Genomic DNA, 24,114 nt, shown 5'->3' with positions numbered 1-24,114 from the left:
CACTTATCCCCGAAAACCTCAGCGCGGCGGCTGCCAATTGCCATCGACGATGTCGCGGATCTCGCGCATGCGCCCGACATAGGCATCGGCTATGCACTCACGATCCCGGCAGCCGTCGCGATAGCGGATGAAACGACGTCCGGTGGATTGCAGGAGCGCGCGCTCAGCCGGCGCAGCGTTCGCCAGAGCGCGGCGGAATTGCGCCGTCATGTTCGCGTCAAGTGCGGCGAGACCGCCGTCGCCACAAACCGCGCGCTCACCCGTCGTCCGCGCGCCGCCGCAGTCGAAGCCCGGCCGGACCACGGCGGGCTGCTGTGGCGGGATCGGCGCTGCGGCGGTGGCTGCGGCGCTATCGTCGTCGGAGGTATCGACTCCATTCGGCTCGCCCGCGGTCTCGGGCGGGGTTTCGGCCGTGCGCGCGAGGGTCGCGAGCGGCGTCACGATCGCGTCGGCATTGCGAAGCAGGACGACTTGGCCGCTGCCATCGGCAGCGGGCTGGACGGTGTAGTCGACGTCCGACGACAGCGTGCGACGCCCTCCGACCACTGCAACGCCGGGTGGCAGGTCGAGCGATAGCGCGCCCGAGCAATTCACCGCGCCGGTACGGCTGTCCTCGCTTTCCATCACCGGGTTTTCCATCCGCAGGGATGCCGCGGCAGCCAACTGGTCATATTCGGCCTGGTCGCTGCCCCGGACCTGGGCGGCCCTGCGGAAGAGATCTCGCTTAATGAAGTCGTAGGTGGACTTACTGGCGCAGACCTTGTCTTTGCTCGGCGCCGCCGTTGAACTCACCTCGGGATTGCTGAGCTTATCCTGATCTCCGCCGCCGCGCGTGGCGATGAAAATGCCGAACGCTAAAATGAGGAGCAGCGCACCGATGAGGATCCAGTTCGCCGTCGACGGAGCCTGCCGGACGGCATCTTCATCCGAAGGTGGCGGTTCAACCATTATTCGAGACGGCCCTCGTGGAGGCGCACCACGCGGTCCATGCGGGCCGCCAGACGTTCGTTATGGGTCGCAACGAGTGCCGCGGTGCCCTGACCCCGTACCAGATTCAGAAATTCCGCGAAAACCGTGTCGGCGGTATGTTCGTCCAAATTGCCGGTGGGCTCGTCGGCGAGGATTAGCGGCGGCTTGTTGGCGAGGGCACGAGCGACGGCGACGCGTTGTTGCTCGCCGCCGGACAGCTTGGCGGGTCGGTGATCGAGGCGCTTGCCGAGGCCGAGCGTGTCGAGCAGCTGGCGTGCCCGTTCGTACGCCGCTGCAGGCTCGGCCCCGCTGACGAGCTGAGGCAGCACGACGTTTTCGACCGCGCTGAATTCCGGCAGGAGATGGTGAAACTGGTAGACGAAACCGAGAAGGTCGCGGCGCAGCCGCGTTCGGCCGTCGTCGTCAAGCGTCGCGGCTTCCTCGCCGGCCAGTTTAATCGATCCTTCGAAGCCCCCTTCGAGTAACCCGACCGCTTGCAGCAACGTCGATTTGCCCGAGCCGGAGGGGCCCAGCAGTGCGACGATCTCGCCAGGCTGGATGCTGAGGTCAACGCCGCGCAGGACATCGATGGTCACCTCGCCTTGGGTGAAACTGCGCTTGAGGCCAGCGGTCTGGAGCACCGGGCTACTCATAGCGGAGTACCTGAACCGGGTCGGTACTCGCGGCCTTGTAGGCCGGGTAGAGTGTCGCAAGGAACGACAGGATCAGCGCGGTGATAACGATCGCCGCGACTTCCACCGGGTCGGACTTCGAGGGCAAATCGGTCAGGAAGCGTACCGACGGGTCCCAAAGATTCTGGCCCGTCACCGCCTGAATGGCGTCAACGACGTTTTGACGGAAGAACAGGAAGATCGCGCCGAGGATTACGCCAAGGACGATGCCGAGCGAGCCGATCGTCACGCCCACGGTCACAAAGACTTTCATCATCCCGCTGCGGCTCGAACCCATGGTGCGCAGGATCGCGATGTCACGCGTCTTAGCGCGAACCAGCATGATCAGCGAGGACAGGATGTTGAATACGGCCACCAGCACGATCAGGGAAAGGACGACGAACATTGCGACGCGCTCGATCTCAAGCGCCTGGAACAGCGCGGAGTTCATCTGACGCCAGTCGACGATCGCGCCCTGGCCCTGCACCGCCTTGCGGAGCGGCGCGACGATCTGATCGACCTTGTCGGGGTTCTGCGTCTGGATTTCGATCATCCCGACGGAATCGCCGGTCAGCAGCAATTCCTGCGCATCCTGCATCGGAAGCAACACGAAGGCCTTGTCGTAATCGTAGACGCCGATCTCGAACACCGCGCCGACCGTGTAGGTCACTTCCCGCGGAACCGTACCGACCACCGTTGAACGGCCTTCGGGGTTCCACAATGTAATCTTGCTGCCAGGATAGGCGCCTAGCGTGTCGGCAAGCCTGGAGCCCAGGGCGACCATGCCGCTGCCCGGCGTCACGGACTTCATGTCGCCGGCGCGAACATTGCCCATGATCGTCTTGTTGGCGCGAATGTCCTCAAAGCGCATGCCCCGGACGAGTACGCCCTCAAAACGGCCATTAGCCGTGGCCATTAACGGCTGCTCGATCAGCGGAATGGCCGAAGTTACGCCCGGCGTCCTCTTCGCCTGCTCGGCGATCTGCTGCCAGTTCGACAGGCGCCCATCGTAGGACTGGACGACGGCGTGACCGTTGAGGCCGACGATCTTGTCGAACAGCTCGGCGCGGAAGCCGTTCATTACGCTCATCACAATGATCAGCGCGGCGACGCCGAGGGCGACGGCGACCAGGCTGATGCTGGCGACGAGGAAAATGAATCCCTCGCCTTTGCCAGGGAGAAGGTAGCGGCGGGCGAGCATTCGCTCGGCGCGATTGAGGATCACTGAGTCAGCCTTGCCAATGCGCTTTCGAGGCTAAGCTCTTCGCGCTCTCCCGTTGAACGGCGCTTTAACTCGACGGTGCCGTTGGCGATGCCACGCGGGCCGATGACGACCTGCCAGGGCAGGCCGATGAGGTCCATCGAGCCAAGCTTGACCCCGCCCCGCTCGTCGCGATCGTCGAACAGGACCTCGACGCCGGCGGCTCGAAGCTTTTCGTAAAGCGACGCAGCCGCGGCGTTGCTGGGCTCGTCATCGGCTCGCATGGTGACGATGCCGACCCTCCAGGGGGCTACTGCTTCCGGCCAGACAATGCCGGCATCGTCATGACTAGCCTCGATGATGGCGCCGACAAGGCGGGAAACGCCGACGCCATAACTGCCCATCATCGGTGTGACCGTCGTGCCGTCACGGCCTGAAACCTTCAGGCCCATGGCGTTCGAATATTTGTCGCCGAAGTAGAAGATGTGGCCGACCTCTATCCCCCGGCCAGTGCGCTGGCGATCCCCGGCAACCGTTGCCCAGCGCGCTTCGTCGTGAGTCTCGTCGGTCGCGGCATAGGTCGAGTTGACGCGGTCGAAGAGGTTCTGAAGGCCGGCTTCGTCACCATACGCCAGATCCGACTGCTGCCAGTCAAAATCCTCGTATGCGGCGTCATAGAAGACTTCGCTCTCGCCGGTCGGCGCGAGGACGATGAACTCGTGACTGAGGTCGCCGCCGATCGGGCCTGATGCTGCTTTCATGGGCACCGCTCGGATGCCGAGCTGCTGGAAGGTGCGCAGATAGGCCAGCATCTGCGTGTAGTAGCTCTGGCGCGCGCCAGCTTCGTCTAGGTCGAAGCTGTAGGCATCCTTCATCAGAAATTCGCGTCCGCGCATCACGCCGAAGCGCGGACGGACTTCGTCGCGAAACTTCCACTGGATGTGGTAGAGCGTGCGCGGCAGATCGCGGTAGCTCTTCACGTCATCGCGGAAGAGCGCGGTGATCATCTCTTCGTTGGTCGGACCGTAGAGGATCTCGCGCTCGTGCCGGTCACGGATGCGGAGCATTTCAGGACCGTAGGCGTCATAGCGGCCGCTCTCGCGCCACAAGTCTGCCGACTGCAGTGTTGGCATCAGCATTTCCTGCGCGCCCGAGCGGTTTTGTTCCTCGCGCACGATCTGCTCGATCTTCTGTAACACTCGGTAGCCGAGCGGCAGCCACGCATAGATGCCTGCGGCGGTCTGGCGAACCAGTCCGGCGCGCAGCATCAGCTTGTGGCTGACGATTTGAGCGTCAGAGGGACTTTCCTTGAGAACGGGCAAGAATGCTTGTGACCAGCGCATGGGCGCGCGCTCTAGCGGTCATTCATCGACACTGGCAACCGCGCGGCCGATGTGACCCATTCGACACAGGCCTCGGCAGAATCGCAACGCCGAGACGAATCAGCGGTGACAAGGCGCAAGCTTGCGGCCTACCCAGCGCTTGTCCGGACACAGACCCTTGGGTCGGGTTCGGGGCGCGGAGTAGGCGACTGGGGACGCTGGCTCCGCGACACATCCAAGGGGGCTGGCGAGCAATCGTCACGCAGGGCGCCCGGATCGCATGTCGATCCGGGCGTTTGCGTTTCTGTCAAAGGCGCCTGCACACAAATCATGAATGCGATTGACGCGAACGCGATATTGATGGGAGGAACCGCCCGTCCTAGAAGGCTCTCAGAGCGCTTGAATAAGGGGTTAGCGGCAATGACCAGGAATATCGGACCGGAAGATCGCGTAGTTCGCATTGTCGTGGCGCTGGGCCTCTGCGTCCTCGCCTATTTCGCGGGTCTTTCGGATGTCGCGAAAATCGTCGTTTACGTCGTGGCCGCGTATCTGCTGATCACTGGCCTGCTCGCGCGTTGCATCTTCTACAAGATGATCGACGTCGATACGAGCGTCCAGGAACAGCCCTACTCGACCACCGACGACCGCTCGGGCCTGTAAGCTTTCGGGCCGTGGCAACGCGGCCCCTCCTCACCAATGACTGACCGTAAAACCGGTCCGGCGACGAAGCTCGTGCACGGCGGGCGTCGGCCGGAGTGGCGCGGCAAACTCGTCAACGTCCCGGTCGAGCGTGCATCGAGCATCTTGTTCGAAGACCTGGCCGAGCTTCGCGCGAGCAAGCCTGGTCACGGGCGGTATCGATATGGGCTTCAAGGCACCGCGACCTATTGGGCCCTTGCCGAAGCCTTGACCGAGTTAGAGCCCGGCGCGGCTGGGACCGTTTTGTATCCAACGGGCCTAGCCTCAATCACCGGCCCGTTGCTGTCGCTTCTGACAGCTGGGGACGAACTCCTGGTTCCCGACAGCGTCTACGGCCCCACGCGCAAATTTTGCGATACGATGCTGCGCCGGTTGGGCATCGCGACGCGCTATTACGACCCATTGGTCGGCAGCGGCATCGCCGACCTTTTCAGTGAATCGACCCGTATGGTCGTCCTTGAGAGCCCGGGTTCACTCACCATGGAGGTGCAGGACGTGGCGGCCATCTGCGCTGCCGCGCGAGAGCGCAGCATCGTCACATTGCTAGACAATACCTGGGCGACTCCCCTCCTCTTTCCAGCCATTGCCGCCGGGGTCGATGTCACGATCATGGCGGCAACCAAATATGTCGGCGGTCACGCTGACGTCATGCTGGGTTCCGCCACCACCACCGCAAGTTATTACGAGCGCATCCAGACGGCGGCCTGGGACCTCGGCTTCGCGGTGTCGCCTGACGACTGCTTCCTGGCCTCGCGCGGACTGAGGACGATGGCGGTTCGCCTGCGCCAACATGAGGCGAATGCGCTGAAGGTCGCGCATTGGCTGAAAACGCGTTCAGAAGTCGGCCGGGTGCTTCACCCTGCACTCGCGGATTGTCCCGGCCATGGTTTCTGGCAGCGAGATTTCCGCGGTTCCTCCGGGCTTTTTAGTTTCGAGCTCGCCGGAGACGCTGCGGCTCATCGCGACGCTTTCGTCGATGCGTTAAATCTTTTCGGGATCGGGTATAGTTGGGGCGGATACGAAAGCCTGGTCTTGCCAGTTGATCCTCAGAGGACGGTGAGCGACCCGCCCGCGCGCAACCTAGTGCGCCTTCACATAGGCCTCGAAGACCCCGACGATTTGATTGCCGACCTCGCGGCTTCCTTCGATCAGGCAGGCCGCTCGCCGTAGACGTTGCCAGCTTCACTGTAGCGGCAAACCAGGACTTCCTCCTTTTTGCCGATTGCGGTGGCGCAACCGACCTGTCCGGTCGCGCGCCAGATCAGCTGGGTGTAATGTCCGACTTGCTCGACGTCGCCCGACCGGCTGTTGTTCGGGAACACGCCCGGTTTGTAATCGCGCTTTTCGGCGGCCCACAGGCCCACCATCGCTTCCGGCGTAAATGCGCGAGGCGTACCGGCCCAAAGATTTTCGCCCTGCGGTTCTTTCCCCGGCTCGTCGGCCGAATGTTCGAATCGCCCAGTGGCGGCGAGCTGATCGGCCCATTGGCGAGCATCGGCGGCGAGGCCCGCATTCCACTTCAATGCCGGAACACCAAGCTTTGCGCGCTCGGCATTCTGCGCGGCGAGCAGGCGCTCGTTGAAGTTTGCGCGTGCCGAAGTCCCTCCAATCAGCAGCGGACTGCTGACCAGCATTGCGATTGCAACGAAGGGACTAAGATTGCGGGTTGCCACGTGCGCCTCTGTTCGAAGCGCCAAATTACGGATGTCAGGCTTGGCAGCCCGTTACGAACCAGGGTTAACGCGGCGTCAGGAAACAGGCGTTCTGGGTGCAGCAGGGACGATCACAACCTCCTCGCCAACCCTGGTCGCATCGAACAAGCGCCCGGCGAACGCCAGAGGAACGCCAATACAGCCATGGGTGGCCTTGCCGGACGCCACCGTGCTTCCGTGAATTGAGACCCCATCATCGGTGAGCCGCAGGGTGAACGGCATCTCCGCATCGTAGAGTGACGAGCGGTGATCGCGCGCCCTGGCCAGGACGTGCAGTGTGCCCGACGGGGTCTGCTTATTGTCTCCGCCGTAGACGATCACCGACGTACCGATTTCGTGCCCAGCCCGAAAAACGGAAAGCAACTGCTTACCCAAGTCGACGCGGATCCACGTGGGTCCGGACGGCACTCCAGCATCATCCCAGCGGTAATCGCCAAATTGCAATGGGCCGCGAACCTTGAGGAGCGACTTCACGGGGCGATCGAGCGTCCCGTCTTGGAGAGCTTTTTGAACTTGGTCGTCTGTCAGGAGCACGCGACTGGCCGCTGCCTCCGGTGGCAACGCTAACGCTTTTGGTGCTGCCGCCGCCTGAGGCAATTCGGTTCTTGCCGGTGGAGCTTCAGCCGAGAACCAGAGCCAGCACGCCCCGATCAAAATTATCAACAGAGCCGCACCGGCGGCCAGTCTTGCCTTCATCTTTTAGGCAATAACCGAACGGGCTTGCGCGCGACGCGCGGCGGTACCGATTAGGATGAACCCTAATAGCATCATCGCCCACGTCGACGGTTCAGGCACGCCAGACGTGGTCGGCGGGGTTACGACAGGTGGCGTCACGGGCGGGTTGACGGCGGGCGGCGGGATAATGACCCCTCCCCCGCCGCCACCGGGGACGAATACGCCGGGGAATCCCCCGCCGCCCGGTCCGCCGATAGTGCCGCCCGGAGGCGGTGAAATCGCGACCGGCCCACTCGGTGCACCGCTGAGAACCTTTTCTAGCGGCGGCGCAATTGGAGGAGCCTCGACTGGCGGCGTCGGAACCGCGCCAACGATACCCGCGAGAGGGTTCACCGGGTTTTTACGAACCTTGGGCAGCGCGCGCTGATGGAGCGCGGGCGCTTTCCGGTGCTTCATATTTGCAAGCACGCCCGCCGCGCGTTCACCGGGCGAGCGGCTATCGAACAAGCTCGCGACGCTGTCGCCGACGGCTTTAAGACTGTTCACTCCGGCCTGAACGCTATTGCGGACCACGCCTGGCACCGCGGACGAATCCGGCGAGCGACCGAACATGCCTCGATCGTTCATGACGCTGATTCCAATCGCAGCCGCGATTGCAAGCGCTAGCAGGGCGATTAGGCCGCGCCTTCCTGCCAATGAAGCTGAAAGCGCGCTCATCTCGCGCCAGAACCCCGGCGCAGATCCAAACTAAACTCAAACTTTAGGGAAAAACGCGCGTCTACCAAGGATCAGCCCCGAACTTGGTTATTCAACCGTTAACCATCGATTAGGAGATTTGTTGCGGCCCGCAAATTGCCAGCAAAACTTCCTTAGTAGTTTTCCGGTGGGTGTTGTGCGCCAGACACGGCGCAGGAAATGGTAGCGGAGGAGGGACTTGAACCCCCGACACGCGGATTATGATTCCGCTGCTCTAACCAGCTGAGCTACTCCGCCCCAAATCGCTTCGGGACCGCCCGATAGGGCTCCGGAAGGCGCGGCATATAGGTGCGCGTATCCGGTCGGTCAACGCGAGGAACCGCTTACCCCGGCCCTCGTTGAGCCGACAACAACAAGAGGCATCAATGGACCCGCTGACCCCACTCGACACACTTTGCCGAATCATCCTCCGGGCCCGTGAATATGAGGCCCAAACCGCCAGCGATTATGACGGTGGAGAGGATCCCGACAACGTCGATGACGAGCAGGAAGGTGCGCTTTCCGTCCTCGAGGACGAGATCAACGATAGCGTCGAGGAAGAGCTGCAGGCGGCGTTCGAAGATCTGGGCGAAGACCAGCTGGCCGAAGTGATCGCGTTTACCTGGGTCGGCCAAGGCACATACGAAGCCGCCGATTGGGATGAGGCGATCGAGGAGGCGCAGTCGACCGTCAGCGACGGCGCTAGAGGTGCAATTGACGAACTGATGCAGCAGCCAATGCTGGCGTCGGTGCTCGAATCAGGCATGGCTGCGTTCGATCTAAGCTGCGACGGGATTGGCGACCTCTCTTAGCTGCCGCGAAATGCGAAAGAGGCGACCTGCTCCCACGGCCCATTAAGGTATCGATGCAACGCCAGTCCGCTCGAATGCAGCGGATGCGGTTCGAAAGTCGCTTCCAGTTCAGCCTTAAGCTGCGCCGCTACGCTGCTGCCGACCTTATTCTGAATTGTGATATGCGGGCGCCAGCCCCCCGCGTCCTGTGCCGTTAAGAGACCGCGAAATCGGTCGGCGAGCTCCTCCCGCACTTCCTCTAAGTCATCAGAGACGATGCGATAGGCCACGCCACCACCTAGGTTCATGAGCCCGGCCACCGTCGCTCGTGGCCGCGACCGCACGGCGAGGCGTGCGAGATCGCGCCGTACCTCATTTTCGGCAGACGGAGGCAGCGCATGGAACATCGTCAGGTGCGCGCCCAACACATTGCGCTCAGGCGGAAAATGTCGACGCCTAAGGCTGTCGAACCAGGCGAAATCTGCAGGTGCCAGTTCCGCAGTGACGATTAGCGCCCCGGCCATTGATCCCGATCGAGTATTTCAAGCCGATCAAATGCCCGGCGATCCATCTTCACCCGCACGTCTTCTCCATCGACGCTGACGTCCCGCCAAGGTACCCGGCGAAGTGTTTCCCCGATACCAGCGACGCCACCTTCGGAGATGACGATATAGTTCAACTGTCCGGTGCGGCAGCCGACCATCGCATCGATGCACTGGCCGAGCTTCCTATTCCCATTGCCTGCAGCCGCCTTGGTCAAAAGCGAGACGGGAAAAAGGCTTTCCCCGGGCGTCTCGTGGCTGACTTCCGCCGCGCTCCGAGCACCCTCTTCCACTTTCGCCTGGCGGCCGAGCCAACGCCAAATCCCAAAGACATTGAGGAGGGTCAGCACAATGTTGGTCCACAAAAGTGCTGGCTGGCCGGTCATCAGTCCGGCGGCGATCCAAGCCAACGAGCCGACGAGGAATACGCAAAAGCCATAACCCGTGATTCGCGAGCCCAAATTTGCAGCAGTCATTGAGGCGGCGATGATCGTCGCTGCCGTCGCGATCCAGGAAACGGTGTCAGCCATGGCGCCGGAATGCCCGGCGCCCATTTTGGTTCAGATTTCGACCTGGCTGCCAAGTTCGACGACGCGGTTGGTCGGGAGTTTGAAGAACTCCATCGCACTTTCCGCATTACGCAGCATCCAGGCGAAGAGCTTCTCGCGCCAGATGGCCATTCCCGGTCTTGATGACGCGAGAAGTGTTTGCCGCGCCAAGAAGAAGCTGGTGTCCATCATCCTACACTGAGAGCCGATGTCCTTGAGTTGGGCGAGCGCTGTTGGAACGTCGATCTCTTCCATGAAACCATAGCGAAGGATGACGCGGTGGAAGCCAGATCCGTAGTGACTGGTTTCCATCCGCTTTTTGAGCGGGACGTAGGGGACGTCCTCGATACGCACGGTCAAAAGGATGACCCGCTCATGAAGCACTTTGTTGTGCTTGAGATTGTGCAACAGCGCATGCGGCACGCCACTGGCCGAGCTGGTCATGAAAACCGCAGTGCCGGGAACGCGCTGCGCGCTCGGCGCTGCCGACTTGATGAAGATTTCCATCGGCAGGCTGGCTTCGTTCATCCGGCTGATCATCAGCTGGCGGCCTTTCGCCCAGGTCGTCAGCAGCGTGAATGCAATTCCGCCAATCAGCAGCGGGAACCAGCCCCCGGCGGGGATCTTGAGCAAGTTGGCCGAGAGATAGGTGAAGTCGACAAGGAAGAAGAGCGCGAGAAGCCCGCCCACGACGTAGCGATTCCAGTTCCACATTTGCCGAAGCACGACTGCGATCAGCACGGTGTCGATCAGCATCGCACCAGTGACGGCAATGCCATAGGCGGCTGCCAGGTTTGACGAACTGCGGAAGGTCAACACCAGCAGGATGACCATCACCATCAGCGCCCAGTTGACGATAGGGATGTAGATCTGGCCAGCCGCGCTTTCGCTGGTGTGGGCAATACGCAAGCGCGGAACGAAGCCAAGCTGAATCGCCTGCTGGGTGACCGAGAACGCCCCGGAGATGACCGCTTGACTGGCAATCACCGTCGCGGCCGTGGCGAGCAGCACCAGCGGCAACCGCCATTGGTCCGAAGCCAGATAGAAGAACGGATCCCGGACAAGCGAAAGCGCGGTCTTCGGGTCGGCCGACAGCAGCATCGCCCCCTGCCCGAGATAGTTCAACAACAGCGCCGGCAGGACGAAGTAAATCCACGAAATCTTGATCGGCCTACGGCCGAAATGTCCCATGTCCGCGTAGAGCGCTTCGGCCCCGGTAACTGCGAGCACCACCGAGCCCATGGCGATAAAGGCGCGGACGAAATCCGACGTGAAGAAATGAACGGCATTCAGCGGATTGAGCATCGCCAGGATCACCGCGGGATGATCGAGGATGTGAATCACGCCCAGAACCGCGAGCGTCAGAAAATAGAGGAGCATGACCGGGCCGAACATCAGGCCCACCCGCGCCGTCCCGCGCGACTGGATCGTGAACAGGCCGACGAGGATGCCGATGGCGATGGGAACGACAAACGGCTCCAGCCCGGCATTGACGGTCGTCAGGCCCTCCACCGCCGACAAAACCGAAATCGCCGGCGTGATCATCGAATCGCCATAGAATAGCGCGGTCGCGAACACGCCGAGCATGATCACCCCGCTGGTCCACTTCTTCTTGCCGGACAGGGTGCGATTGATCAGCGCGAGAAGCGCGAGGCTACCGCCCTCACCCTTATTGTCGGCACGCATGATGATGCTGACGTATTTCAGCGTCACGATGATCATCATCGACCAGAAAATGAGGCTGAGAACGCCGAAGATGTGAAGCTGGTCGACCTTCAGCTCATGATGACCCGCGAAGGTCTCACGGAAGGCGTAGATCGGCGACGTACCGATATCGCCGTAGACGATACCGATGGCGCCGATGACGAGCTTGTACAGCGGTCCATGAGCATGGCCGTGCGCAGTATCCTGCGGCGCCTCGGTCGTGGCGCCTCCGGTGGGAGTAATGCTCATGTGGTGCGGTTCAAACCCGGCAGACTGCGAACTTGCATTCCTAAAACCGCCTTCGACACGCTCGTCTGCGGAGCGCGCCGGATAGCACCGCCGTTTCGACCCCGCAATCGCAGGGGACAGCCAGGAAAAGCCGGTCTATAGGCCCGCGCAAACATCACCATCGGAGAGAACGACGTAATGCGCATTGGGGTGCCAAAAGAGATCAAGGTCCATGAATATCGCGTGGGTCTCACGCCGGCTTCGGTCGCGGAACTGATCGCGCACGGCCACGAAGTCGTGGTCGAAACCAAGGCGGGCGATGGCATCGATTGCCCGGACCACACTTATAAAAACGTCGGCGCGAAGATCCTTCCCGATGCTGCATCAGTGTTCAAGGCGGCGGACATGATCGTCAAGGTCAAGGAGCCGCAGCAGTCGGAAATCGCGCTGCTCGAGCCCCGGCACATCCTCTTTACCTACTTGCACCTCGCCGCAGACAAGCCGCAGGCGGAAGGTTTGATGAAGTCTGGCGCCACTTGCATCGCATATGAAACGGTGACGTCACGCAATGGTTCGCTGCCGCTGCTGAAGCCGATGAGCGAGGTCGCAGGCCGTATGTCGGTCCAGGTCGGCGCGCATTATCTCGAGAAGGAACAGGGCGGGCGCGGCGTGCTGCTCGGCGGCGTTCCCGGCGTTGCGCCGGCCAAGGTGGCGATCCTCGGTGGCGGCGTGTCGGGGGTGAATGCCGCGCAGATGGCGACCGGCATGCGCGCGGACGTCACCATTTACGACATCAACAACGACCGCCTGGCCGAGCTGGACATGTTCTTCTCGAGCCAGATCAAGACCGCATACGCTTCGCGCGCGGCGATCGCGAATGCCGTTAAGGAGGCCGAGCTGGTCATTGGCGCAGTCCTCGTTCCGGGTGCCGCGGCGCCGAAGCTCGTCACGCGGGAAATGCTGAAAACGATGAAGCGCGGATCGGTGCTGGTCGACATCGCGATCGACCAGGGCGGCTGCTTCGAGACCAGCCATGCGACGACGCATGCCGATCCGGTCTACGAGGTCGATGGGATCATTCATTATTGCGTGGCGAACATGCCGGGCGCGGTTGCCCGGACGAGCGCCTTCGCGCTCAACAATGCGACCCTGCCCTTCGCGATCAAGATTGCGAACCTCGGCGCGGAAGAAGCAATGAAGCAGGACCCGCATCTTGCGATGGGACTCAACGTGTCGGGCGGTAAAATCCGCCACGAAGCGGTCGCCGAAGCGCTCGACCTGGCTTACGAGCCGGTGGCCGCATAACGGAACACAAAGAGAACACTCGGCGTTGGTGCACCGATCAAGTGATTGTAAAGGTGCATCAATGTCGACCCACATTCCGACCGATCCCAAGCAGCATCCGACCGGGAATGCCGAGAAGAACCCTGACGATTGGGTAACGGGCGACGAGCCCATGACCGGCGCGCAAGCCTCCTACCTGCAGACGCTTAGTGAAGAGGCCGGCGCTGAATTCGAACCCGATCTTTCGAAGGCCGATGCGTCGAAGCGAATCGACGAACTACAGGCGGCGACAGGACGCGGCGACTAGCGGCCAAGCGCTGGTGGCTGCTGGCGCGGAGGGTTGGTGAGCGCATTGACGCCCTGCTCGACCAGCGGACGCCACTGCGCGTTCGGCGGTGCAGTCGCGAGGATGCCGTTCCACATATTTATCGCGCCTTCACGATCCCCCGACCGCGCCATCGCAAGGCCATAAAAGAACGCTGGCGCCGGATAACCCGGCGCAAGTTGTGCGGCTCGGCGATAGGCCATCTCGGCGGGCGGCGTCAGGCCATGGGCATGATCGACCAAGGCGTTGCCTAGGCCAATCCAGATTTGCGGATCGCCTGGGTAACGGCGCGCAGCGTTTTGAAGAATGCCGACAGCGTCTTCGCTCTTGCCGTCGCGGGCGAGTGCCTCGGACATCCGCAGCCAGCTTTCCGCCGCGGTAAAGTGGCCGAAAAATGCATGTCGCGCATCCGTCAGGGGAAAGGCGTCGCTTTTGTCGACCCGCTCGGCGGGCGCGGCAGGCAGATCCGGTCGACCCTGCAGCGCGTAACCGGACGCGCCGACAAGCAGTGCTGCGGCGCTGGCGGTAAGCAGGCCGCCGCGCACGCGCTGGATCCAGATCAAGCCAATGCTGATCGCCAGCAGGACCCCAAGGACGAACCAACCCATCAGCTCTGCCCCCGCCCCAACTTGACGCGACGCCGCACCAGCCACCCTCCCGCGATCAATAACGCGATGGGCAGCAGCCACAGCGGCCAGGCGGCCGGCTCGGCAGTCGGCTTGTAGCTGATCCAGCTTCCATATCGCTCGACCAACCAGGACCGAATGGCGGACGGCTGTTCCCCCGCTGCAATGCGGCGACGGACGAGGTCGCGCATGTCTCCGGCAAGTTCAGCATCAGAGTCGGCGATGGATTGACCTTGGCACACAAGACATCGGATTTCGTTCATCAGGCCCTGCGCGCGAGCTTCCTGCTTTGCGTCGGGAAGCTGACGGTTGGCCCAATAGGCCGGTGGGAGATCGCTGTCGGCGAACGCGGGCGCGGCGAGCAGCAGGATCAAGGCGAGGATCGCCGGTCTCACTTTAGCGCCTGGAGTTGGGCGATCACGCCCGGGATATTCGCCTTCGTCAGCGGGCCAACATATTGATGTCTGATCACCCCGCGCCCGTCGACCACGAACGTCTCCGGCACGCCGGACGATCCCAACGAAATTTGTATCGCGGACTGCGGGTCGTTTCCAATCCGCTGGTAAGGGTCGCCGTGACTGTTGAGGAACGTTTGGACCGCTACCGGACGGTCACGAACGGCAATCGCATCGATTGGCACGCCGCGCCGCTTTAACTCTTCGAGTACCGGAGCTTCGCCAATGCACGGAACGCACCAGCTCGCGAAAATATTGAGCAGCCGTGGCTTCCCGGTGGCAAGATCCGACGCGCTTAAACCCGCTTTCCCAGGTACCATCGGCGGCAACGTGAAGTTCGGTAAGGACCGCTCGACAAGCTGAGACCGAACCGCAGGATCGGCGGGCTTGATCAAGCGCCATGCGAAGGTCGACACCAACCATAGCAGCAAGATGATCGGGACCAGGCGAAGACCGCGACTCATGCGTAGCGCTCGCGACGCCAATCCGACGACGCACCTCGCCGCCGCATCCGCCAGAGCCGTCCCCCCAGTGCGAGCGCGCCACCGAATGCGATCAGAAACCCGCCCGCCCAGATCAGGGTCACGAATGGTTTCCACCAAAGCCGCACCTGCCAACCACCGGATGGATCGGCCTTGCCGAGAACCGTATAAAGCTGCCCGTTCCAGAACGTGTCGATCGCGGCCTCGTTGGTTTCGGTGACCGGATCGGTGAAATATCGGGTTTGCGGGTGAAGAAAGAGCGGGCCGGAGCCCCGGGTTGCGCGCAATTGCGCTTCGATTGCGGTCCAATTCTGCCCGGCGGTCGGCGTGACGTCCTCGAGTTGAACGAGCCATGGGCCAACTTTGACCGTCTCTCCGAGTTGAACCACGGCAAGGCGCTCACTCGTGAAAGCAGCATTTGAGGCCATGCCGGCCAGTGACACCGCAATACCCAGGTGCGCAACGACCATGCCCCACGTCGCGAGCGGAGCGCGTAAGGGATTGCGGCCGAGCAGCGGCAGAATGCTGGAAGCCGCGAGGAATGCGGCGACGGCAAATCCGAAACGCGACAACAGGCTATTGCTGGCCGAGATGATTATTGTGATGACGAAAGCGGTAACGCCGAGAAGCGCGGGGATCTTCAGCTTCGCGAGCACAGGGCGTCGCTCCCGCCGCCACCTAAGCAGTGGACCGACACCTACGAGCGCCGCCAGAACGAGAGCGAGGGGGCCGGCGACCGCGTTGAAATAAGGTGCACCGACCGACATCTTCTCGCCGCTGATCCCCTCGACGAAGAGCGGATAGAGCGTGCCCAGAAAGACAATGCCCAGGATGACGCTGAGAATCAGGTTGTTCACTACCAGCCCTGTTTCGCGACTGATGAGCTGGAACGGTGCCCCCTCTTTGAGCGTCGCGCCGCGCCACGCGAACAAGACGAACGCGGCGCCGACATAGATCGTCAGCAATGCCAGCAGGAAAGTTCCGCGCTCTGGATCGATCGCAAACGCGTGGACCGATGTCAGAATGCCGGATCGCACAAGGAAAGTCCCGACCATCGACATCGAGAAAGCAATCACTGCGAGCATCATGGTCCAGGCTTTAAGCGCGCCGCGCGCCGCGAGAACGTTGATGGAATGCAGCAAGGCTGTCGCCGCTAGCCAAGGCATCAGGGACGCGTTTTCTACCGGATCCCAAAACCAGTAGCCGCCCCAGCCAAGCTCGTAATAAGCCCAGTAGCTTCCGGCCGTAATGCCGAGTGTAAGAAACACCCAGGCACCTAGCACCCAGGGCCGCATGGCGCGAGCCAGGCGGCTGTCGACCTCGTTGGTGAGCAGCGCGCCGACGGCGAGGCTGAAGGCGACCGACAAGCCAACGTAGCCGAGGTAAAGCGTCGGGGGGTGGAAGGCGAGCCCCGGGTCCTGCAGCAGTGGGTTAAGGCCCTGCCCGTTCGGCGGCGCTGGGAACAGGCGCTTGAACGGGTTCGAAGCGATCAACAAAAAGGCATAAAAGCCGATGGCGAGGACCGCTTGGCTGCCCAGGCCTGAAATCAGGGTTCGCTCGGTAAGCTTGCGTGAGAATAGCGCCAGAAACGCCCCGGATACGGAGAGGATGGTAACCCACATCAGCATCGAGCCCTCGTGGTTCCCCCAGGCTCCCGCGATCTTGTAGATAAACGGCTTGTCGCTGTGGCTGTTGGCGAAAACAAGCGCGACGGACATGTCGCTACGGGCGAAAACGAGGAGCAGCGCAGCGAACGCAATAATCGTCAGTAGCCCTTGAGAGACGGCAACGGCTCGCATCGGCCGGGCGACCGACACATCGCTGCGCAATGCGAGAACCATCAGGACTAACTGATAAATAGCTAGGCCAGCTGCCAGCCAAAGCGCTGCGAGGCCCGCCTCCGCGATCATTTCTCCAGCGTCTTCCCAACCTTGTGCTCAGCTGAAAGGTTGCCGAGTTCCGGTGGCATGTAACGCTCGTCGTGCTTGGCGAGAATGGTGTCAGCGACGAATGTATCCCCTTGCATCCGCCCCTCGGCGACGGCGCCGCTACCTTCGCGGAATAGGTCTGGGACGATGCCTCGGTACGTCACCGGCGTTGCGGCCCTCCCGTCCGTCAATCTGAACCGGATGGTGACTCCGTCGGGCGCGCGCTGGATCGAGCCCGTTTCAACCATGCCGCCCAGCCGTATTGCCTGACCACCCGCAGCCTTACCGGCCATGATGTCAGCCGGCGTGTAGAAGTAGGATGCTCGATCGCGCAGACCCCACATAGCAAGGAGGACCGCCAACAGCACGGCGGCGATTGCTGCGCAGACCAGCGCCAGCCGCTGGTTTTTGGGCCTCACCGCCGAGTGATCGCGTCGACCGCGGCCTCGGCCCGGCGCATGGACAGGAGGGCCCAAATTACCAACGTCCCGGTGAGGATGATGCAAACGCTGTAGGCGGCGATCACAAACGGCCAGGGGTTCACGCGCTCAATCTCCGCATACGTGCTTCAACCTTAGTCTCAGCAAGCTCGGCGCGCATGCGCATCAGCGCTACCGCAGTGAACAGGCAGGTGAACCCAATCATTGTCAGGGGAAGAGGCCACAACAATGAGTTGTCGATCGACGATCCTGTCACAGTAATGCTCTGGCCTTGATGGAGCGTTCGCCACCAGAGCACCGAGTAATGAATGATGGGCAGGTTGATCGCCCCTACCAGGCCGTAGATAGCTGCGATGCGCCTCTCCCCGCCTCGCTCCCGCTCGGCGGATCCCAAGGCAATGTATCCAAGATACATGAAGAACAGGATCAGCATCGAGGTCAGGCGACCGTCCCATTCCCACCACGTCCCCCATGTCGGCCGACCCCAGATTGAACCGGTTATGAGGCAAATTGCTGCAAACGTTGCCCCGGCAGGCGCCACGGCGCGCCCGGCGATTGCTGCCAGAGGATGACGCCAGACAATCTGGCTGACCGACGCCCCAGCGATGCCCAGCCACCCCGCCATGCCGAGCCACGCCGCGGGGACGTGGATGTACAAAATGCGGACTGTCTCCCCCTGCAGGTAGTCCGGCGGTGTGAAGAACAGCCCGGCCGCGACCCCAATCAGCGCAAGTGTCACACCGATTAGCAGCGACCATGTCGTCAGTGGCCGTGCTAAACGCAGGAATCGGGCAGGGTTCGCTAGGGCGTGCATTGAACCTTATTTGCGAGCGGCAGGCATACTGCGCAATCGCTTATCCGCGGGGCGCGCGACCAATCAGGCGTTGTGCCATCGCATCGGCAACGGCCGCCGGGTCGCGCCCGGTCTCCGAGCCTTCCTTCCAGACCTGTTCCAGGCGCACGGGGATGCCCTCAATCCTGCGGCGAACCAAGGTTGCGTCGCCGTCGCCGAGATACTCGGTGCAGACGTTGATGATCCCGCCGGCGTTGATGACGTAATCGGGAGCGTAAAGGATGCCGCGTTGATGAAGGCGATGCCCATCTTCGGGTGTGGCCAATTGGTTATTCGCGCCGCCGGCGACGATCGGCGTCTTGAGCGCGGCGATAGATTGCTCATTGAGGATGGCACCCAAGGCATTGGGGCTAATGACGTCAGCTTCAACGCCAAGAATTTCGTCAGTCGAGACGACCTTTCCACCGGTCTGCGAGGCCAGCTTTTCAGCCTTGGCTTGATCAACGTCGGCGATTGTCAATTTTGCGCCTTCGGCACAGGCGTGCATCGCCACCCCTGTGGCGACGCTACCGGCACCCTGCATTGCGATGTGAAGATCGCGCAGGCTGTCCTTACCCAATGCCCACTTCACGGCGGCCTTGATGCCGAGGAAGACGCCCAGCGACGTATGCGGGCCTGGGTCGCCGCCAACGTCACCCGCCGAATTGGGCAGTCCGGCGACGAACTTGGTCGACCGCGAGATCTCGATCATGTCCGCAACATTAATGCCGACATCCTCCGCGGTGACGTAACGGCCACAAATACCGTCGACCGCCTTCCCGAAGGCGTGCAGCATCTCGGGCGTCTTGGTGCGGTCCGCGTCAGCGAGGATCACCGACTTGCCACCGCCGAGCGGCAATCCCGCCATGGCGTTCTTATAGCTCATGCCACGCGAGAGGCGCAGCGCGTCGGTGAGGGCTTCCTCGTCCTCCGCATAGTGCCAGAAGCGGGCGCCACCGCCGGCAGGACCGAGATGGGTGGAGTGTATCGCGATGATCGCCTTGAGCCCGGTCTTCTCGTCGGTGACGAAATGGACTTCTTCATGCGCGTCGAAATCGGGCAAGCCCCAGGGCGTCGTCATCGTCTTCGAATTTCCGGTTCTGCGAAAAGAAAATGGGGCGATCGAGGGGACTTGAACCCCCGACCCTCGGTACCACAAACCGATGCTCTAACCAGCTGAGCTACGATCGCCACGGTGATCAAGGAGCATTTCCTTGGCCGCGCGGGCCACTTAAGGGTCGGCGTTTCCGAACGCAAGGATGCCGCCCGCTCAACCGGGAAAGGACCAGCAATGAACGCAACGATGAAGAAGTTCGGCTACCCCGAAACGCTCGTTGTCGAATTCGACCATTGGGCCGTCTTAGTCCGCGCCAATCAGGTAACGCTCGGGAGCCTGGTCCTGGCGGCGTCAGGCGATGCAACAGCGTACAGTCAGTTGCCGGAAGCCGCATTCGCGGAGCAATCCAAGGCTGTCGGCGCGATTGAACACGCGCTCAAACGATTCGTCGACTACGAGCGGATCAATTACCTCATGCTCATGATGGTGGACCCCCACGTGCACTTCCACGTAATCCCGCGCTATGAAGGCAGCCGAGATTGGAACGGTCAGACTTTCCGCGATGCCGGCTGGCCCGGCCCGCCCCGGTTGGAAACGGGAATAGCCTTAAGGCATGATGATCAGCACAAGTTGACAAGCGAATTAGCCGGAATCTTTCGCTAAGTATTGTAAGCCAAAACAAATATACTGTTGCAGGTTAAGTTACGCAGGCGCATCGTTCTGCCCGGGAGAGATAGCAGATGGCGAGTCGGCGCCCCAGGGTTCCAATTGGACCAGTTGAATTGCGCGAGACACTTATTCGCGCGGGCCTCGAACCGGAACTTGCTGATCTTCTCGACAAGTTTCCGCAGCGCTTGGTTCACGTCGACCCTCGCCGACCATTTCGAGAACCTGGCGCGCCGCGTGACGAAGTCATGTTCGTACGGTCAGGGCTTTTGTCGAAGTTTCAAACGGACGCCTCGGGCCGTAGACAGATCGTAGCGCTCCGCTTTGCGGGTGAAGGAATTCTGCCGAGTTCGGGCTTGGCGCCTTACGGGATCCAAGCCATCGTTCGCAGTGAGGTCCTTGTTGGCAAGGCCAGTGACTTCGATCCGATCGTCGACGCCAATCCTGCAATGCAGCGGTTCTTCTGGAAGCTGGTGCAACGCAATGAGGCCATTGGCTACGAGTGGCTGGTGAATTGCGGACGTCGTGATTCAGTTGCTCGCGTCGCCCACCTGTTGTGTGAGACGGCGACAAGGCTCCACGTGCCTGGTGGAGAAGCAATGATGAACCCATTCACCCAACAGCAGATTGCGGACATCACGGGGCAAACGTCCGTCAACGTCAATCGAGTGTTTGCTGACATGGAGCGCCAAGGTTTAATTCGCCGACAGGGTCGTGAGATCGAGTTCACGGACTGGCCCGAGTTGCGGCGAGTGGCGAGCTTCCAGCCCGAATATCTTCATATCTAGGTTGTGGCCAAGGCGTGGTGGGCGCGACAGGGATTGAACCTGTGACCCCACCCGTGTGAAGGGTGTGCTCTACCGCTGAGCTACGCGCCCGCCCTGCCATCCGCGAGTTGCGGAAAGCGGCGGATATAGTGCCGCCGCATCATCTGTCCAGCTACTGAACCGCGTCCTTCAGGATCTTGCCGGGTCGAAACTTCGGCTGGGCGCTGGCCGCGATCTGCATTGGCTCCCCGGTTCGCGGGTTGCGGCCTGTCGACGCCTTCCGCCGAGTGACAGAAAAGTTGCCGAAACCGACCAGACGCACCTCGTCACCGCGCTTGAGCGTCGAGGTGATGACTTCCAACATGGTTTCCACCGCGCGCGCGGCGTCGTTCCGATTGAGCCCTGAACGGTCGGCGACGTGACCGATCAGTTCCTGCTTATTCATGCCCCGCGCTCCCGACGGTTGCCGGAATCAGCCCGGCACAACGCGAGCCCTTAAGGCAAGTCTTCACCCGGCTGTCCAGCGTTTGCGACGCTCCAAGCCGCGACAATCTGACAGATTATGGGATCGCGCTCAGTGCCGAACCGCCGGTTCGCCCGCCGTGCCGCCGTTGTGCGGAGGTTCCGCAGCGTGCTCGTCTGCATCGGTCCACTCGATAGCTTTGAGCGGTTCGACCAATGCACGGGCCAAGACCTCGTCGACATGATCGACGGGGATGATTTCCAGGCCGTCCTTCACGGTCGCCGGAAGCTCAACGAGGTCCTTTTCATTCTCCCGCGGGATCAGCACAGTCGTGATGCCGCCGCGCAGAGCTGCCAGCAGCTTCTCCTTGAGGCCACCGATCGGCAGTACACGGCCCCGCAGCGTAACCTCACCAGTCATAGCGACATCACGTCGCACCGCGATGCCGGTCAAGGTCGAGATCATCGCCGTGACCATGCCGATGCCTGCCGAAGGTCCGTCCTTCGGCACCGCCCCTTCGGGCAAGTGGATGTGAATATCCTTGCGTGCGAAGATCGACGGCTTGACGCCATAGGCGGGCGCGCGTGCTTTCACGAAGCTCATCGCAGCCTGGATCGACTCCTGCATGACTTCCCCAAGCTTGCCTGTCGTCTTGATCTGGCCCTTACCGGGGACGGTGACGGCCTCGATCGTCAGCAGTTCGCCGCCGACCTCGGTCCAGGCCAGGCCCGTCACGGCACCGATCTGATCCTCTTCTTCGCCCATTCCGAAGCGGTATTTCCGGACGCCAAGGAAATCGCCGACGTTTTCCGGTGTCAGTTCTACGGTCTGCGCCTTGCCCTCCAGGATTTGGCGCAGGGACTTGCGCGCGACTTTCGCAAGTTCGCGCTCGAGCGTGCGAACGCCCGCCTCGCGCGTGTAGTGACGAATGACGGAGCGCAGCGCCTCGTCCGTGAAGGTGAGTTCTTCCGCCTTCAACCCATGCGCATCCATCTGTTTGGGAATGAGGTGCTGCTTGGAAATCTGTACCTTCTCATCCTCGGTATAGCCCTCGAGACGAATGATCTCCATTCGATCCATCAGCGGCTGCGGCATGTCGAGCGAGTTCGCGGTGGTGACGAACATCACGTCGGACAGGTCGTAATCCAGCTCCAGATAATGGTCCTGAAACTTGCTGTTCTGCTCAGGGTCGAGGACCTCGAGAAGCGCCGACGCCGGATCACCGCGGAAATCCTGACCCAGCTTGTCGATCTCATCGAGCAGGAACAGCGGGTTGGACGTGCCTGCCTTCTTCAAATTCGAAATGATCTTACCGGGTAGTGAGCCGATGTAGGTTCGGCGATGGCCACGGATCTCGGCCTCGTCGCGAACGCCGCCGAGCGATTGGCGAACGAACTCGCGGCCCGTTGCACGGGCAATCGATCGGCCAAGCGATGTCTTGCCGACGCCCGGCGGACCGACGAGGCACAAAATCGGCCCCTTCAGTTTGTTCGTCCGGGCCTGGACGGCGAGGTATTCGACGATCCGATCCTTGACCTTCTCGAGGCCATAGTGATCCTCATCCAAAACCTGCTGCGCTTCGGCGATGTCTTTCTTGACCTTTGACTTCTTCCCCCAGGGCAAGCCGAGCAGCACATCAAGATAGTTGCGCGCGACTGTAGCCTCGGCCGACATCGGCGCCATCGCCCGCAGCTTCTTCAACTCGGCGTTCGCCCGGGTCCGCGCTTCCTTGCTGAGCCGTGTCTTGCGGATTTTCTCGGCGAGTTCCTGCAGCTCATCGCCACCCTCTTCGCCTTCATTGCCAAGCTCGCGCTGGATCGCCTTCAGCTGCTCATTCAGATAATATTCGCGTTGGGTCTTCTCCATCTGCCGCTTCACGCGGCTGCGAATCTTCTTCTCGACCTGGAGAACGCCGAGCTCGCCCTCCATGAACGCGAATACCATCTCAAGGCGCCGCGCCGGGTTGAGCTCGCCAAGCAGCGCCTGCTTGTCCGCCACCTTTACCGACAGGTTCGAAGCGACAGCGTCCGCCAATCCGGACGGCTCTTCAATTTCACCGAGCTGGATGCCCGTCTCGGGCGGAAGCCGCTTGTTGAGCTTCGCATAATTCTCGAACTGATCGATCACCGAACGCATGAGCGCCTGCGCCTCGGGTCCGTCGGCGGCTTCTTCTTCAATCTCTTCGATCTCGGCGGCGGTGAAGCCATCCCGATCCACGAGGTCGACGAGGCGCGCGCGCTTCACGCCCTCCACAAGCACGCGCACAGTGCCGTCGGGGAGTTTCAGGAGCTGCATGGCGGTCGCCACGACCCCGAGATCGTACAGCGCGTCGCGATCCGGGTCGTCCTCGCCCGGATCGAGTTGGGCCACCAGAAACAGTTCTTTGTCCGACGCCATCGCCGCTTCAAGCGCCGCCACCGACTTCTCGCGCCCGACAAAGAGAGGAACGATGCGGTGAGGGAAAACAACGATGTCACGGAGCGGCAGAATGGGGAGGAAGCGAGTCATGGGGAGTATATGGGCGGCCCCCAGCGCCCGCGCAACAAAGACGGGAACATTGGCATTGCGTCGCTCGCTTATCATCGGAGGGCGAACGGAGGATAAGGATGGCTTACGACCGCGAGAAGATCAGCACGGGTCCGAACGAGGAAGCTATCAACGAAAGCATTGCTGGAACCGCTCCCGGCATTCCGGACGACGCGCTCGCGCCCGGCGAAGAAATCGCAACTGCTCCGACGGATGCGGAAGTCGAGCGCGCAGCAATCAAGCTTGGCGCACGATCGAAAAGTGACCCGCTTCCGCTCGACGGTGAGTAATTCGCGGCAGGCTTAAGGCGCTGATTCTGTAACTGTTCAGCTTTCCTGCCTATTTTGGCGGCGTGAACAGATACCTATCCTTCATCGCCTTCAGCGCGCTCACACTTCCGGCTGCAGCGCTCGCGCAGTGGAACGGAAATTGGCCCGTGCCCGGAGCCGTTCCGCCTCCGCCCCGA

At 61.8% G+C, this 24,114-nt stretch carries 27 protein-coding genes and 3 tRNA genes; 8 read left to right on the top strand and 22 right to left on the bottom strand.

The features are described 5' to 3' along the window. Positions 1-18 precede the first annotated feature (18 nt). From QU596_RS02265 to proS, 4 genes are read right to left on the bottom strand one after another with little or no spacing between them, the layout of a single operon-like run. Positions 19-948, bottom strand: coding sequence for a lysozyme inhibitor LprI family protein (locus tag QU596_RS02265; RefSeq protein WP_308516825.1), 930 nt, complete (start codon positions 946-948; stop codon positions 19-21). Further along, a complete protein-coding gene (locus QU596_RS02260) occupies positions 948-1,622 on the bottom strand; it encodes an ABC transporter ATP-binding protein (RefSeq protein ID WP_308516824.1) in 675 nt (224 codons plus the stop codon). The genes QU596_RS02265 and QU596_RS02260 overlap by 1 nt, the downstream gene beginning before the upstream one ends. Beyond that, positions 1,615-2,865: a lipoprotein-releasing ABC transporter permease subunit gene (locus QU596_RS02255; protein WP_308516823.1), complete on the bottom strand. Its 1,251-nt coding sequence runs from the start codon at positions 2,863-2,865 to the stop codon at positions 1,615-1,617. Before QU596_RS02255 ends, QU596_RS02260 begins: the two co-directional genes overlap by 8 nt. Further along, positions 2,862-4,184 carry a proline--tRNA ligase gene (proS, locus tag QU596_RS02250; protein WP_308516821.1) on the bottom strand — a complete coding sequence of 441 codons (1,323 nt, stop codon included), beginning with the start codon at positions 4,182-4,184 and terminating at the stop codon, positions 2,862-2,864. The genes QU596_RS02255 and proS overlap by 4 nt, the downstream gene beginning before the upstream one ends. A 399-nt stretch (positions 4,185-4,583) precedes the next feature. Here proS and QU596_RS02245 point away from each other — a divergent pair, with 399 nt between their 5' ends. Both QU596_RS02245 and metC read left to right on the top strand, forming a co-directional pair. Then, positions 4,584-4,823: a YgaP family membrane protein gene (locus tag QU596_RS02245; protein WP_308516820.1), complete on the top strand. Its 240-nt coding sequence runs from the start codon at positions 4,584-4,586 to the stop codon at positions 4,821-4,823. Between the two features lie 36 nt (positions 4,824-4,859). Beyond that, the gene (gene metC / locus QU596_RS02240) at positions 4,860-6,032 is read left to right on the top strand and encodes a cystathionine beta-lyase (protein WP_308516819.1); all 1,173 of its coding nucleotides are present in this window, start codon (positions 4,860-4,862) and stop codon (positions 6,030-6,032) included. Here the strand turns inward: metC and QU596_RS02235 are convergent. The 4 genes from QU596_RS02235 to QU596_RS02220 form a co-directional block, all read right to left on the bottom strand. Continuing rightward, a complete protein-coding gene (locus QU596_RS02235; RefSeq protein WP_308516817.1) occupies positions 6,011-6,496 on the bottom strand; it encodes a CAP domain-containing protein in 486 nt (161 codons plus the stop codon). The two genes, metC and QU596_RS02235, sit on opposite strands and share 22 nt — an antisense overlap. Positions 6,497-6,610: 114 nt before the next feature. Then, positions 6,611-7,270: a L,D-transpeptidase family protein gene (locus QU596_RS02230; RefSeq protein ID WP_308516816.1), complete on the bottom strand. Its 660-nt coding sequence runs from the start codon at positions 7,268-7,270 to the stop codon at positions 6,611-6,613. A 3-nt stretch (positions 7,271-7,273) separates the two neighbouring features. Further along, a complete protein-coding gene (locus QU596_RS02225) occupies positions 7,274-7,876 on the bottom strand; it encodes a PEPxxWA-CTERM sorting domain-containing protein (RefSeq protein ID WP_308516815.1) in 603 nt (200 codons plus the stop codon). A 289-nt stretch (positions 7,877-8,165) separates the two neighbouring features. After that, positions 8,166-8,242, bottom strand: a tRNA-Met gene (locus QU596_RS02220). A gap of 128 nt (positions 8,243-8,370) precedes the next feature. Here QU596_RS02220 and QU596_RS02215 point away from each other — a divergent pair. Then, positions 8,371-8,796 carry a DUF3775 domain-containing protein gene (locus QU596_RS02215; RefSeq protein WP_308516813.1) on the top strand — a complete coding sequence of 142 codons (426 nt, stop codon included), beginning with the start codon at positions 8,371-8,373 and terminating at the stop codon, positions 8,794-8,796. Here QU596_RS02215 and QU596_RS02210 read toward each other — a convergent pair. The 3 genes from QU596_RS02210 to QU596_RS02200 are packed head-to-tail and all read right to left on the bottom strand — an operon-like array spanning position 8,793 to position 11,818. Beyond that, entirely contained in the window at positions 8,793-9,299 is a 507-nt protein-coding gene (locus QU596_RS02210) for a 2'-5' RNA ligase family protein (protein ID WP_308516811.1), read from the bottom strand. The two genes, QU596_RS02215 and QU596_RS02210, sit on opposite strands and share 4 nt — an antisense overlap. Further along, positions 9,284-9,847, bottom strand: a complete 564-nt coding sequence (locus QU596_RS02205) for a PRC-barrel domain-containing protein (protein ID WP_308516810.1) — start codon at positions 9,845-9,847, stop codon at positions 9,284-9,286. Before QU596_RS02205 ends, QU596_RS02210 begins: the two co-directional genes overlap by 16 nt. Positions 9,848-9,877: 30 nt before the next feature. Then, the gene (locus QU596_RS02200; protein ID WP_308516809.1) at positions 9,878-11,818 is read right to left on the bottom strand and encodes a potassium transporter Kup; all 1,941 of its coding nucleotides are present in this window, start codon (positions 11,816-11,818) and stop codon (positions 9,878-9,880) included. Positions 11,819-11,995: 177 nt separating this feature from the next. Between QU596_RS02200 and ald the strand changes: the two genes are divergently transcribed. Both ald and QU596_RS02190 read left to right on the top strand, forming a co-directional pair. Continuing rightward, positions 11,996-13,102 (top strand): alanine dehydrogenase, encoded by a 1,107-nt coding sequence (gene ald / locus QU596_RS02195; protein WP_308516808.1) that lies wholly within the window; start codon positions 11,996-11,998, stop codon positions 13,100-13,102. Between the two features lie 61 nt (positions 13,103-13,163). Further along, positions 13,164-13,388 (top strand): DUF3072 domain-containing protein, encoded by a 225-nt coding sequence (locus tag QU596_RS02190; RefSeq protein ID WP_308516807.1) that lies wholly within the window; start codon positions 13,164-13,166, stop codon positions 13,386-13,388. Here QU596_RS02190 and QU596_RS02185 read toward each other — a convergent pair. From QU596_RS02185 to QU596_RS02150, 8 genes are all read right to left on the bottom strand, one after another. Continuing rightward, positions 13,385-14,014: a tetratricopeptide repeat protein gene (locus QU596_RS02185; RefSeq protein ID WP_308516806.1), complete on the bottom strand. Its 630-nt coding sequence runs from the start codon at positions 14,012-14,014 to the stop codon at positions 13,385-13,387. The two genes, QU596_RS02190 and QU596_RS02185, sit on opposite strands and share 4 nt — an antisense overlap. Continuing rightward, a complete protein-coding gene (locus tag QU596_RS02180; RefSeq protein ID WP_308516805.1) occupies positions 14,014-14,427 on the bottom strand; it encodes a cytochrome c-type biogenesis protein in 414 nt (137 codons plus the stop codon). The genes QU596_RS02185 and QU596_RS02180 overlap by 1 nt, the downstream gene beginning before the upstream one ends. Then, complete coding sequence (locus QU596_RS02175; protein WP_308516804.1) at positions 14,424-14,951, bottom strand: redoxin family protein; 528 nt, start codon at positions 14,949-14,951, stop codon at positions 14,424-14,426. The genes QU596_RS02180 and QU596_RS02175 overlap by 4 nt, the downstream gene beginning before the upstream one ends. Continuing rightward, positions 14,948-16,879 carry a heme lyase CcmF/NrfE family subunit gene (locus QU596_RS02170; RefSeq protein WP_308516803.1) on the bottom strand — a complete coding sequence of 644 codons (1,932 nt, stop codon included), beginning with the start codon at positions 16,877-16,879 and terminating at the stop codon, positions 14,948-14,950. Before QU596_RS02170 ends, QU596_RS02175 begins: the two co-directional genes overlap by 4 nt. Next, entirely contained in the window at positions 16,876-17,316 is a 441-nt protein-coding gene (gene ccmE / locus QU596_RS02165; protein ID WP_308516802.1) for a cytochrome c maturation protein CcmE, read from the bottom strand. Before ccmE ends, QU596_RS02170 begins: the two co-directional genes overlap by 4 nt. A 121-nt stretch (positions 17,317-17,437) precedes the next feature. After that, entirely contained in the window at positions 17,438-18,151 is a 714-nt protein-coding gene (ccmC, locus tag QU596_RS02160; RefSeq protein ID WP_308516801.1) for a heme ABC transporter permease CcmC, read from the bottom strand. A 40-nt stretch (positions 18,152-18,191) separates the two neighbouring features. Continuing rightward, positions 18,192-19,250: a Glu/Leu/Phe/Val family dehydrogenase gene (locus QU596_RS02155; protein WP_308516800.1), complete on the bottom strand. Its 1,059-nt coding sequence runs from the start codon at positions 19,248-19,250 to the stop codon at positions 18,192-18,194. Between the two features lie 33 nt (positions 19,251-19,283). Beyond that, positions 19,284-19,360, bottom strand: a tRNA-His gene (locus QU596_RS02150). 100 nt (positions 19,361-19,460) lie between these two features. Here QU596_RS02150 and QU596_RS02145 point away from each other — a divergent pair. Then, the gene (locus QU596_RS02145; protein WP_308516799.1) at positions 19,461-19,889 is read left to right on the top strand and encodes an HIT family protein; all 429 of its coding nucleotides are present in this window, start codon (positions 19,461-19,463) and stop codon (positions 19,887-19,889) included. Between the two features lie 359 nt (positions 19,890-20,248). Further along, entirely contained in the window at positions 20,249-20,680 is a 432-nt protein-coding gene (locus QU596_RS02140) for a Crp/Fnr family transcriptional regulator (protein WP_308516798.1), read from the top strand. A gap of 15 nt (positions 20,681-20,695) precedes the next feature. Here QU596_RS02140 and QU596_RS02135 read toward each other — a convergent pair. From QU596_RS02135 to lon, 3 genes are all read right to left on the bottom strand, one after another. Continuing rightward, positions 20,696-20,770 (bottom strand) — tRNA-Val (locus tag QU596_RS02135). A 61-nt stretch (positions 20,771-20,831) separates the two neighbouring features. After that, entirely contained in the window at positions 20,832-21,104 is a 273-nt protein-coding gene (locus QU596_RS02130; protein ID WP_308516796.1) for an HU family DNA-binding protein, read from the bottom strand. 129 nt (positions 21,105-21,233) lie between these two features. After that, entirely contained in the window at positions 21,234-23,630 is a 2,397-nt protein-coding gene (lon, locus tag QU596_RS02125; RefSeq protein ID WP_308516795.1) for an endopeptidase La, read from the bottom strand. A gap of 98 nt (positions 23,631-23,728) precedes the next feature. Between lon and QU596_RS02120 the strand changes: the two genes are divergently transcribed. Beyond that, positions 23,729-23,938, top strand: coding sequence for a hypothetical protein (locus tag QU596_RS02120; protein ID WP_308516794.1), 210 nt, complete (start codon positions 23,729-23,731; stop codon positions 23,936-23,938). Positions 23,939-24,114 lie beyond the last annotated feature (176 nt).

This window comes from Sphingomonas flavescens (genome assembly GCF_030866745.1).
GTDB lineage: Bacteria > Pseudomonadota > Alphaproteobacteria > Sphingomonadales > Sphingomonadaceae > Sphingomicrobium > Sphingomicrobium flavescens.
Note: the sequence above shows the minus strand (reverse complement) of the source record. Positions and strands in the feature narration are given on the sequence as shown.